The sequence below is a fragment of the Candidatus Hydrogenedentota bacterium genome, from assembly GCA_018005585.1.
Classification (GTDB): domain Bacteria; phylum Hydrogenedentota; class Hydrogenedentia; order Hydrogenedentales; family JAGMZX01; genus JAGMZX01.
Genome location: JAGMZX010000006.1, coordinates 52,319 through 62,936, shown reverse-complemented (window position 1 = coordinate 62,936; position 10,618 = coordinate 52,319). Strand labels below are relative to the sequence as shown.

Annotated in this window: 9 protein-coding genes; 2 read left to right on the top strand and 7 right to left on the bottom strand. The window is 63.4% G+C overall.

The genetic code is table 11. The annotated features are described in order from the left end of the window. Positions 1–1,029 (top strand): hypothetical protein (locus KA184_02010; protein MBP8128326.1); only part of this gene is annotated, 1,029 nt, incomplete at its 5' end. Positions 1,030–1,089: 60 nt separating this feature from the next. After that, the gene (locus KA184_02005; protein MBP8128325.1) at positions 1,090–1,998 is read left to right on the top strand and encodes a family 43 glycosylhydrolase; all 909 of its coding nucleotides are present in this window, start codon (positions 1,090–1,092) and stop codon (positions 1,996–1,998) included. Between the two features lie 6 nt (positions 1,999–2,004). Here the strand turns inward: KA184_02005 and KA184_02000 are convergent, their stop codons facing one another. The 7 genes from KA184_02000 to KA184_01970 form a co-directional block, all read right to left on the bottom strand. Further along, positions 2,005–3,639 (bottom strand): PKD domain-containing protein, encoded by a 1,635-nt coding sequence (locus KA184_02000; protein MBP8128324.1) that lies wholly within the window; start codon positions 3,637–3,639, stop codon positions 2,005–2,007. Positions 3,640–3,770: 131 nt separating this feature from the next. Continuing rightward, positions 3,771–4,412 carry a hypothetical protein gene (locus KA184_01995; protein ID MBP8128323.1) on the bottom strand — a complete coding sequence of 214 codons (642 nt, stop codon included), beginning with the start codon at positions 4,410–4,412 and terminating at the stop codon, positions 3,771–3,773. Positions 4,413–4,516: 104 nt separating this feature from the next. After that, positions 4,517–5,971: an oligosaccharide flippase family protein gene (locus KA184_01990; GenBank protein ID MBP8128322.1), complete on the bottom strand. Its 1,455-nt coding sequence runs from the start codon at positions 5,969–5,971 to the stop codon at positions 4,517–4,519. 75 nt (positions 5,972–6,046) lie between these two features. Continuing rightward, the gene (locus tag KA184_01985) at positions 6,047–7,168 is read right to left on the bottom strand and encodes a hypothetical protein (protein ID MBP8128321.1); all 1,122 of its coding nucleotides are present in this window, start codon (positions 7,166–7,168) and stop codon (positions 6,047–6,049) included. 175 nt (positions 7,169–7,343) lie between these two features. Continuing rightward, entirely contained in the window at positions 7,344–8,858 is a 1,515-nt protein-coding gene (locus KA184_01980) for a B12-binding domain-containing radical SAM protein (protein MBP8128320.1), read from the bottom strand. A gap of 73 nt (positions 8,859–8,931) precedes the next feature. Next, positions 8,932–10,029, bottom strand: coding sequence for a hypothetical protein (locus KA184_01975; GenBank protein MBP8128319.1), 1,098 nt, complete (start codon positions 10,027–10,029; stop codon positions 8,932–8,934). Positions 10,030–10,117: 88 nt separating this feature from the next. Then, positions 10,118–10,618 (bottom strand): iron-containing alcohol dehydrogenase (locus tag KA184_01970; GenBank protein MBP8128318.1); only part of this gene is annotated, 501 nt, incomplete at its 5' end.

Here is a 10,618-nt window from a genome sequence, read left to right as displayed (position 1 = left end):
TATCAGGTCTCTTCGCTGGGCATTCGCGACCGCGAGATTGGGGCCAAAGGCCCCGACGAATTCCGTATCCTGCTGCTGGGGGATTCCTTCGTCTTTGGCTACGGGCTTGACCCGGAACAAACGTTGTCCTGGTGCCTGAAAGAGCGGCTCGAGGCGGACCGGGAACTGTGGCCCAGGCAGATGGTCGTAATCAACGGCGGAGTCGGGGGCTACGCGCCGTGGCAGGAACTGAGCCTGCTTCGGGAACTTGCGCCGAAACTCAAGCCTGACCTCGTCATTCTGCAACTGCTTCTCTCAAATGACATCTCGGAGACGCTTGTCAAGGCCGGAAAGCACCTGAGAGCGCATAATGAGAAGGATACGCAGGCGCGCATGCTGCTTTTCTTCTATAAGGGGCCGCTGGTCCGGCTGCATCAATGGTTTTATTCCTACAGCGCGGCCTACCGCGCGCTCTGGTATACAGAAGCGCCGCCTTATCTACTCGTCCAGTCGCTCCAGCGACTCCGCTTCTCCCGCACTTCGAACCTGCCGCGTGTGCTGCCGTCGGAGGAGCGGCCCGTATCGCTGGAAACCGACCTGGCCGACTGGTATCCGGAACTCCAGGAAGGCGCGGCAATGCTCGCCCAGGATGTACGTCACATACGCGACTATTGCGTTGAACAGGGGATCGACCTTATCGGTTTTGCCGTGCCCGCGGGCCAATCAGTGTCTGAGTATTGGTGGCGCAGCGTGTTGCGGGAGAAGACCGTGTATTACGAGGCCGGCAAGGACGCCCGCGTCGGCGAGGAGATTTTTGCGGACGCCGCGATCCCGTACGTCCCGTTGTTTCCCGTTTTTCAGCAAAGCGCCTACTGGTACCTGCTGTATTTTCTTCACGACCTGCATTTCTCACCGCTGGGCGCGGATGTCGTGACGGCGGAACTGGCCGATTATTTGAAACATGTCTATCTGCCCGGGAAACTTGGCCTTCGTGCGCCCGTTCTCGAACCGGGGGCGGACCGTATCCGGGACGCGGTCAGGATACGATAGGCATTTGCACGTCGTCGCCTGCAAAAGGAGAAACTGACCTTGTGGCTCGCTTGCGCGGTGTTGCTTCAAGTCTCGCAGGCCGTTTCGGATGCGGCGCCGCTCGACGGCATCAGGCTCCGGGACCCGCTCGTACTCGCCGTGCCCGGTGAACAGCGTTATTACCTCTACGGCACATGCCCGGGCCGGAAGCCGCCCGGATTTGACGCGTACATGAGCACCGACTTGAGAGTCTGGGAGGGGCCGTTCCCGGTGTTTGAGGCTCCCGCGGTTTTTTGGGCCGACCGCCAGTTCTGGGCCCCGGAGGTGCACGCGTACAAAGGCAGGTACTTCCTTCTGGCCAGTTTTGCGCGCGAATATCCGGTCCGCGGCACGCAAGTGTGCGTGAGCGACTCGCCGCGCGGCCCGTTTGTGCCGATTGGAAACGGCCCGCAGACCCCGCATGACTGGCAGTGTCTGGACGGCACATTGTTCATCGATGACGAAGCGCGTCCGTGGATGGTGTTCTGTCATGAATGGACGCAGGTGGGCGACGGCGAGATTTGCGCGGTCCGTCTGGCGGAGGATCTTTCTGCCCCGGTTGGGGAGCCGTTGCTCCTGTTTCGCGCGTCGCAAGCCGCCTGGGTAGCCGAGGTCACGCATGACCGTTTCACGGGACGCGTGACGGACGGCCCCTGGCTGCATCGGACGGCAAGCGGAGCGTTGTTGATGTTGTGGTCGAGTTTCGACCGCGAGCACCGGTACTGCATCGCGGTGGCGCATAGCGAGTCGGGACGGATTGAGGGGCCGTGGCGCCACGAGCCTGCGCCGTGGTTCCAGGCGGACGGGGGACATGCGATGCTGTTCCGAGGCCTGGACGGACAGCTGCGGGTAGTCTTTCATCAGCCGAACCGCAGGCCGGAACGGCCGCGCATCCTTACGGTGCGGGAAGAGGGCGGCCGCCTGATCATCGCTGACACGCAAACCGAATGATTGCGGTTAGAGCGAACTCTGCCATCCTGCAGGCAGGTCGAGTTGCATGACCCAGACACGCGGCGGTTCTTCGCCCGCGTGGGCGCCCCAATTGCTCGCCCATACCGCCTTCGTTCCGTCGCTGCTGATGGAGCCGTGCGTTTCCTCCCAGTAGGCGCCGGTCGTGCCGTAGACCTTGGCCAGATAGAAGACGCGCGGCGTGGCGGCGTCCAATTGCACCAGCGTTATCGTGCGATCCAGCCAGTTCTGCTCCGGTTCGCCGGGCTCGGTTGTCGTCGAGACCAGCGCGTAGCCGGGGTGGTTGCAGGAAATATGCACGCCGCTGCGGAGACCCAGGGGCGAGGCGTCGTAGAAGAGGCGGATGAGCGGGACGTGCTGCGTGCCAGCGTAATCGCCGCCTGCCTCGAGAATGGGCTGGGTCGCCCAGTCGATCGGGATGAGGTCGATGTAGTCGGTCTGGTTGTTCTGCATCACGATGATTTCGCGGCCGGCCGTGTCCAGCCCGACATCGGAATGGGCCGTCGCGTAATCCAGCCGGTGGAACTGGGTCAGTTCGCGGTTGGCCATTGTGAGGCCCGTAAGCGGCGCGCCATTGTCCCAGTCACCGCCGATGATCACGTAATTGCCGAGCGGCGACATGCCGACCCAGTCGATGAGCGACTGCGTCAACGGCAGCGTATAAAAGCCGAGTATCTGATTGGCGGTCCGGTCCCAGCAGAAGACGTGCCGCAGCCGGTAGCCTTCGTTTGAGCCTTGAATGGCGAATGCCCAATAGCGCTTGTCTCGCGATGACTCGCCCTCGTCGCGCATGGTAATGCGGTACAGGTCGGGCGCGGCGCCAAGCGCCGGCGCGATGACCGCGTCCTGCGCGAAATCCTTGACCGTAGTCTCGGTATCGGTGGTAACATTCAGGGTGACCAGACGAAATTCGATGGTGCCCCACAGGATAGCCGGGTCCAGAGGGTCCCAGCGCGGTTCTTCCATCTGGACCATCGTGACGAGATTGCCGGGTGCGTCGTACGGCACGGAATCGGTCCGGTAAACGCGCCATTCGCCGTCGGGCAGGTATTGCAGGAGGACCAGGGTGCCGTCCTGATTGAAAGGGTCTATGCGCGAGTACTCATGACGCAAACTTTCGGTCTGGGTGACGCGCCGCTGCCGCGTGCCGAAGGCGGTATCCTCGGCGTAGCCCCCTGCCTGAGGCGCTGCCGCGGCGGGCAGGGGATAACGGGGGTTTTCCCCGGAAAGCGGGTCTGGAACCTCGACGAAACCGGCGAATTCGCCTTCTCCCTCACCCTCGCCGCCGCCGGACGTGACCACAATGTAATCGCCTTCGGCCAAGGTATCGCTGCCGTACTGCGTGGTGACGGTGAGGCTTACGTCGTAACTGCCGGGCGTCTGGTAGGTATGCTCAGGATGCTGGACCGTGTCCGTGGCGCCATCGCCGAAGCTCCACGACCACGCCGAAATAACGCCGTCACCGGGGACGGACGTGTCGCTGAACTGAACGATGAGCGGCGGGGGACCGGAACGCGGGGAGGCGGTGAAATGCGCGTCGGGGACTCTCTCGGGCGGGCAGCCCATCGGGGCGCTCAGGCAGAACGCAAACGCAGCGGTGAAGCGCGCGATTCCGCGGAGCATGTGCCATCTCCTCCCGGGTTTCCCCCGGAGGCTCCATTATTGCAGGACAGGCGCTTTCTGGCAAGCGGCGCGAAAGGCCCGCCCGGCGGAAAGGAGTTCTCTTGCCACGCCGCATGCAAGAGACGCGCGTGTCAGGCTGCGATAGACCGGCAACGGGCAATTCTGCGGCGAAGGTGTTTCCGGTGGCGCTTGCTGCGCCGGACGGGGGGGCACTCGGGTTCCACCTCGGAAACGGACTCAGTCCAGCGCCACTCAAGATATTCCGAGGTGAGATAAAGAGGGAGATATGGGCTTATATGCCATTTGCGCAGGTCGGTATTTGATGCTCCCTGTGCGGGGCTGTGCAGGAGGCGGCCTGGGAGCGGCGGCGGCATAGCGTGCGCGGCAAATCGGCCGCAAAAGGCGATTTGCGGGGCCCATGTAACCCAAAAATCGAACTCGCAATACGGGCGAAGCGAGTCTTCGAGGAAAAAGCTCAAGAAAGTATGGTCGAAGAAGGTTTCATTGGGGTCGTCGTCCGGGAAGGTCATCCAATGCGCCAGCACAAGACAATTCTCCGGGAGGCGCATCAAAGATGCCAGGACGCTCTCGATAACGTAGTCTGCGACGTCGCCCGCCCATTCGCGTGTTTCCACGAAATCGATGGCTTCCGCCGCAGTGATACGGTACCACGAGTCTTGTAAGGGAAGGGCGGCCCGGAGGTCCTCGACGCTGAGCGCGGGCCACGCGGGCCCCATTTGCTCGGCGAGTTCTTTCGGGTCGTAAGTCACCACAGTGGTGGGACTCCGTCGTTCACGCGCTGATCCGCGATATGCTCTGTCCTCGTAACCGCTTTAAGAAGTCGCCGGGAAAAGCCGGGTTCTTTCGCTGCGGTTTTTCACCTGCTGCCGAGGACAGCATACACCGCTCGAAGCTGCCGCCAGGTAACGATGCGAAAGAGGAAGGCAAGCGTTACAAACCCGGTTCCCGCGAGGAGCCACGCCGGGGCCTGGCCGCCGAGCGCGAAGGCGCATGCCAGGGACAGGGTCATCGCGACATGGGGGCCGAGCACGGCCCACAGGGGCAACGGAAGGCCCCGGGCGCGGGCATAACAAGTCTGGAGGGCGAAACTGAACGCGGCGGCCAGGACGGCGGCGTAGCCGGCGCCCAAGACTCCGTATCGCGGTATGAGCAGGGCATTGAAGAGCAGGCTGAAGCCCGCAAGCCCGATATTCACGGCGGTGATGATGTGAGGCCGGCCCAGCGCAATAAGCGCCTGCCCCATAATGCCCGCCTGCAGCGCGAGGGCGGCCGCGACCATCATCAGCCCGAGTGCGGCGCCGCCCGCCAGGTACAGTCCGCTGAATAACAGACGGATGAGAGGGGCTTGCAGCGCGAGGACGGCAAATGCGGCCAGATAGCTGAGAAAGGCCGAAGTGGAATAGGTCTGCGCAAGCAGGCGCAACGCGCCTGCGCGGTCATCCGCGGCGATCCGTTCGGAGAGGCTCGGCAGAAACGGCACCAGCGCGGCGTTGAGGATGCTTGAAATGTAGTATGGGATGCGTTTCGCGCCCATTTCGAAGAGGCCCGCGGCCGCCGGCCCGAGCAATGCGCCGATGAAAAGCGTGTCGACGCGCTGAAATACGAAGCCGAACAGGTTATTGACATAGAGCGGCCACCCGAAACGGATTGCGTCGCGATATGGGGGCCAGGCGAGACCCGGCCGCACGCGCTCAGGCATCATGAGGAAGAGGGCAGCCGCCGCGACGGCGTGCGCGGCAAGGGATGCCGCCAGAAGCGCCATCAATCCGCCGCGGGCAAACCATACCAGCCCGGCCACGAGCGCGACCTGAACGGCGGAATACAGGGTTAATCCGACGACGCGCCGTCCGTAGGCGTGGCGCCCCGCCAGCACGGCCAGCAGTACCTCGCGCATGGAACTGGCGAGCATCAGGGCGGGCACAATCCCGAGGAAGGGCAGCATGTATAGCCACGCCGCATTGCCGGGCACGAGGCGGTCCAGCGGTGCCCACGCCCAGACCGCGAGCAGCGCACCGCCCGCGACGCAGGAAAGCAGCGCCTGGTATCCGAGCGAGGCGGCCACGATTTGCGCACGTTGGGCCGGGGCCGCGCCGGCGACGAGTTTGGGCAGAGAAGACCGGAGTCCCAGATTGTTGAAAATGACCAGGAACTCCGAGAGGATGGTGAGCATTGCGAACGCACCCACGGCCGATTCGTTCAGGGAGGGGGCGTTCGTGATGAATTTCAGCGTCACCATGCCGCCGGCGAGCATGACGACCATGCCTGCTCCGGAATAAAACGCGCCGCGCACAATCGTGCTGCCCGGCGTCATACGGCGTCTTCCAGGTCCGGCGTGGCGCCGTCGGGGGCATACATGGACGAGATAACCTCTTGTGGTGTGATGGCGCTAGGCCCGAACCGCCATGTCCTGCTCGATTTGGCGGGCATAGCGGCGCAACGCAAACATGGCGAAATAATGCACAGGCATCGCCAGGCAGGCCAGGACCGCGGCGGCGGCGATAATCAGCGAGCGCATGGGCCCGGTTTTCTCCTCCGGCGGCAGCGCGGGCGACGCAACCTTGAACTCAGGCGTCACATCCTGTGAGGTGACGCGCGCGGCATACTGGCCTACGGCCAATTCTTCGAGCTGGTTCTCGTAGCATTTCGCTTTGTGTTGATGACTGGCGAGGGCGCGCCGCGTTTCGGCCAACTGCGCGCGCAGTTCGGCAATTCCGGGCTGCAATTCCGCGATCACCGCTTCAGCGCGGGCCGCTTCCGGCGGGCCATCCGCCGCTGGACCGGTTGCGCCGGCGGCTGCATCGATCTGGGCTGCCGTGACGGCCTCTTCCATGCGCGCGATACGCTGGGCGAGCACATCCGGGTCGGTTTCGCGTTCGATCGCTGCAATGGCGTCCCGCTCGGCGTCCAGCAGGACCTCGGTATCGGCAATCTGTCTGTTGAAGAACTCGAGCATGCCCTGGCGGCCGGCGAAGCGCAATTCATTCGCGAATTTGATGCTTTCCTCGGCCCAATAATTGGCGGCCTCGGCCAGAATCTCCGGTTCCGTGCCCGCGAGCAGGAGTTCGACGACCTGCTGGTACTCGAGTTCCTGGTACGTCTGCTTGAAAATCTTGACCTGGACATCCATCGCGGCCCGCACGCGCGAAACGGTCCAGCCACCGGCATCAAGGCCGCGGGCCTGATACAAGGCGCGCAGTTTGTCGCGCACGCGCACCGCCATGGCTTCGCTGGTCAGGATCAGCTTGTAGTCGGGCATCGGCAGCGATTCCATGTAGCCGAGGCGCAGATATTTTGGATAGGGGATAGGGTCTTCGCCATAGAAATCGACCTGTGTCATCGGCGCCTTCTCGTGTCCGATGGGCATGGGCGCCATGATCAGGAGCGCCCGGGCGCGATACTGGTCCGGCAGCCGTGAGGCGTACCACGCCGCGGCGCCGCCGGCCACCAGCGCCGCAAGCAGCATCCGCACGAAGAGAGACCGGAGTATTCTGGAACCTTGCCCCGCCATACACATTCCTTCCGGCTGTTAAGGGCCGCTTCTTGGGCGCGGCGCCGCCGGTGCAAAGGTCGGCCGCGGCACGCCGCGCACATGCTCAGTATAACAACGCGCATGGCCTCTCACAATACGACGCCGGCCCCACTCGCGCAGTTCCGGTCCGTAATGGGCTTCCGGCATTTCCCGGCTACGCCTGGAACCGTCCGAGCAGGCGCCGCTTGCGGTTGTTCAGGAAGATGTCGAGCTTGCAGGTCTCGCGTCCCCGCACGACGTTCCAGAGGATCTGAAAGAAACGCCAGGGCCGCACGAGAAACGAGACGGCGTAAAAGGCCACGAGAATCTTGTACTTGAACCAGGTCAATTGCCGCGCCGTGAGATGGGCGCAGTAATTCACCTCCTCGCGGATGACCGTTTCCATCGCGTATAGCGGCGTGAGCAGGAACTCGTCCGAGGGCTGAATGCGCCCCGCCGTGACGAGGTCTTCATAGAGTCTCGTGTTCGGGATAGGGAAGAAGAGCGACAGGGCGATGTCGTTTACGCCGGCCGCGGCCAACCGGACCGCAAGGCGTACGGATGCGTTCAGGTCTTCGCGCGTGTCGTGGGGAAACCCAATCACGAAGAAGGTCGAGACGTTCAGTCTCTCCGCGGTGCATGCGCGCACCGCATGCATCAAGTCCTGTTCGGACATCTTCTTCTTGACCAGAACACGAGTGCGTTCCGAGCCGCTTTCGGGCGCGAATGTTAGGGACGACCCGCCCGTCCGCCGCAGCAGTGCGGCTACTTCTCCATCCACGACCTCGCAGCGGGTGCCGCTGGGCAGTTGCCAGGTGATGTGCAAGTCGCGTCGCAGCAATTCCTCGCAAAAGGAGGCGATCCAGGATTTCTTGAGGATTGCCGTAAGGTCATGAAACGGAAAATTCGTCGCGCCATAGGTGCGATGATATTCCTCGATTTCCTCGGCGACGTGGGCGGGATCGCGCGCGTACCAGCGGCGCCCCCACATCATGGCGTTCGAGCAGTAGGTGCATTCGTAGGGACAGCCGCGCGTCGCCAGGATGGGCATGGTCATCCCGGCGTCCACGCCGAACACGAATCTCATGCGGTAATACGCTTCGGGGTCGAAGAGGTCCCAGGCTGGACGGCGCAAGGCATCCACCTCGCGGATGCGTTCGCGCGGCGGTGTTTTCACGAACCGGCCGTCGCGAAGAAACGCAAGGCCCGGAATGTCCTCGAGATTGCCGCGGCCATTGTCCAATGCTCGAAACAGTTCCTGAGCGGTTGCTTCGCCTTCGCCGAGCACCAGGCAGTCGAAGGGCGCTTCGCGCAATGAATACTCGGGCATGCCCGTGAGATGCTCCCCCCCGCCAACGATGACCTTGCCGGGGTATTGCTCGCGTATGCGATGCACGATGCGTTTTACGAGCGGCCAAGTGAACGAGAACATGACGCTCAGGCCGATCGCGTCCGTGCCGGGGTCAAGAGTCTCGACAATCTCCTCGGGCCGCATGCCAACGTAGTGCAACCGGCCATCGGGCGTCAGTTGCTCCGGTTTCCTTTGGACGGCGTCCAGAACGGAGACCTCATGCCCGCTGTCTCGCAAGGCCGCGGCGATATAGGCAAGACCGAGCGGCAGCGAGGGCCGCGTCGCCTGCACGGCGTGACGGTTCACATAGATGGGCGGGTGTAAGAGCTGCACGCGCATATTCGTATTCCGCCAAGGGAAACAACCCGGCTGCGGTTATTATAGCCGAGGGAACAACCCTTGGCCGGAGGTTTCATCCCTTGCCCGTCAAGCGCTTCAGAGCCGTTGCGAAATAGCGGTAGTTGTCCCAGGGGACGTCGTCGGGAACGAGGTGGTCGAGGTCGGGGACATAGCGCCCGCGCGCCACGGCGGGGCGGACCCGTTCGAGCTCGGCGTCGATGGCGTCCGGCCCAAGAGCAAGCGCCCGTTTGTCGATGCCGCCCATCATGCCGAGTCTCGGGTATTTCGCGCGCATCTTGTTCACATCGCAACCCGCCGCCACTTCCAGCGGAAACAGGAAATTGACGCCTGCGTCGATCATCGGGGGAATGATCAGATCCGGGTTCCCGTCCGTGTCCACCGAAAAGACCGGGATATCATGCGCGTCGGCGAACGCGCGCAGGCGGCGGTAGTGGGGCCCCAGGAATGTGTCCCAGTGTTGCGGCGAGATAAGGGGGCCTTGGCGGCCGCACATGTCTTCCCACATGTGAATCACGTCGACGCGCAGTTCGCGTAGGACCTTTTCGAAGACGGTCAGATACACCGTCGTAAGATGCTCCATGATTTCCTGCACGAGTTCGGGGTCGGTGCAGAACGCGACGAGACAGTCCACCTCGCCCATGAGCCAGCGCACGCCGCCGTACAACCCGGTGTCTGGATAGTATCCGAGCTGCAGCGGGATGCCGCATGCGGCGAGCGACTTGCCGATCTCGCGCCAGTCGCCCATCGGGCTTGGGGCAAGCCGGTCGGGATGGTCCGGGTCCAGGCGCTCTTCCTTGTACTGCTCCCAGTCGCGGCGCGACTTGACGGGGTAGTCGAGGAAGCGCGGCATCGATTCCTTGTTCTTGAACGTGCGCCGGGTAATGCCCCAACTGTCGACGTGGACTCTGGATTCCGCGTCTTCCTCTAGTATGCGCTCCTCGAACTTCGGGCAAGGTCCGCAATTGACTGGCAAGGGGATAGGCGGGAAATCGGGCTCGAAAGGCATGCGCGCATCGATTACCCCGGCGGGCTTGCCTTCTTCGCACCACCGCCGCCAGGTGGTTTCCCAAGGCCCCCAGGCGAGCCAATAGGGAACGCGGTCCACGGGTTCCCCCAACACACACGCGACAAATCGCTCCCGGTCCGTCATGACCCTGCTCCTTGATTCGGTTTGGCGGCCACGCAGCGTGAGGCCGGCGGGAACCCGACAGCAGCAAGAGCTTGCGCACCGTGTTTCCCTACAGGCAGCGCTTCACGATCGCGGCGATTTCGTTCTTGGACAGTGCAACGGGATTATTCTTGTTGCCGGCGCCGGCGACGATACGGGGGACATCGGCGTCCGTGATGCTAAACTGCCCGAGACGGGGCAACCCGAAGCGTGCAGTCCATGCTTGCAGGGATTCGACGAGCAGCATACAGCCGGCCGCCACATCGTGGGCATCGCGTCCGGAAAGGAGTGTCCCGGCATGCGAGTATTTGGTCAGGGCGGGATGGTCCGGCCCGTGTTCGGCGAGCAGGCGTGCGATATTCGCTTCCGTTGCGGCGGCGACCAGCGCGGCACACACCGCCCCATGCGGCGCGGGAAAAAATGCGCCAATCGGTGAGGCCAGACCGTGGACAATGCCGAGTCCGGCATTAGCGAGCACGATTCCCGACAGCAAGGCCGCATAGGCCATGCCTGCCCGCGCGTCGATGTCGCTTGCCCCTTGCTCGACGGCCCGGGGCAGGCACGCGGCGGC

Excerpts from the sequence above, each read along its gene's own strand:
- KA184_02000 (MBP8128324.1), bottom strand. The coding sequence starts at position 3,639 with ATGCTCCGCGGAATCGCGCGCTTCACCGCTGCGTTTGCGTTCTGCCTG.
- KA184_01975 (MBP8128319.1), bottom strand. The coding sequence starts at position 10,029 with ATGACGGACCGGGAGCGATTTGTCGCGTGTGTGTTGGGGGAACCCGTG.
- KA184_01980 (MBP8128320.1), bottom strand. The coding sequence starts at position 8,858 with ATGCGCGTGCAGCTCTTACACCCGCCCATCTATGTGAACCGTCACGCC.
- KA184_01990 (MBP8128322.1), bottom strand. The coding sequence starts at position 5,971 with ATGACGCCGGGCAGCACGATTGTGCGCGGCGCGTTTTATTCCGGAGCA.
- KA184_01985 (MBP8128321.1), bottom strand. The coding sequence starts at position 7,168 with ATGGCGGGGCAAGGTTCCAGAATACTCCGGTCTCTCTTCGTGCGGATG.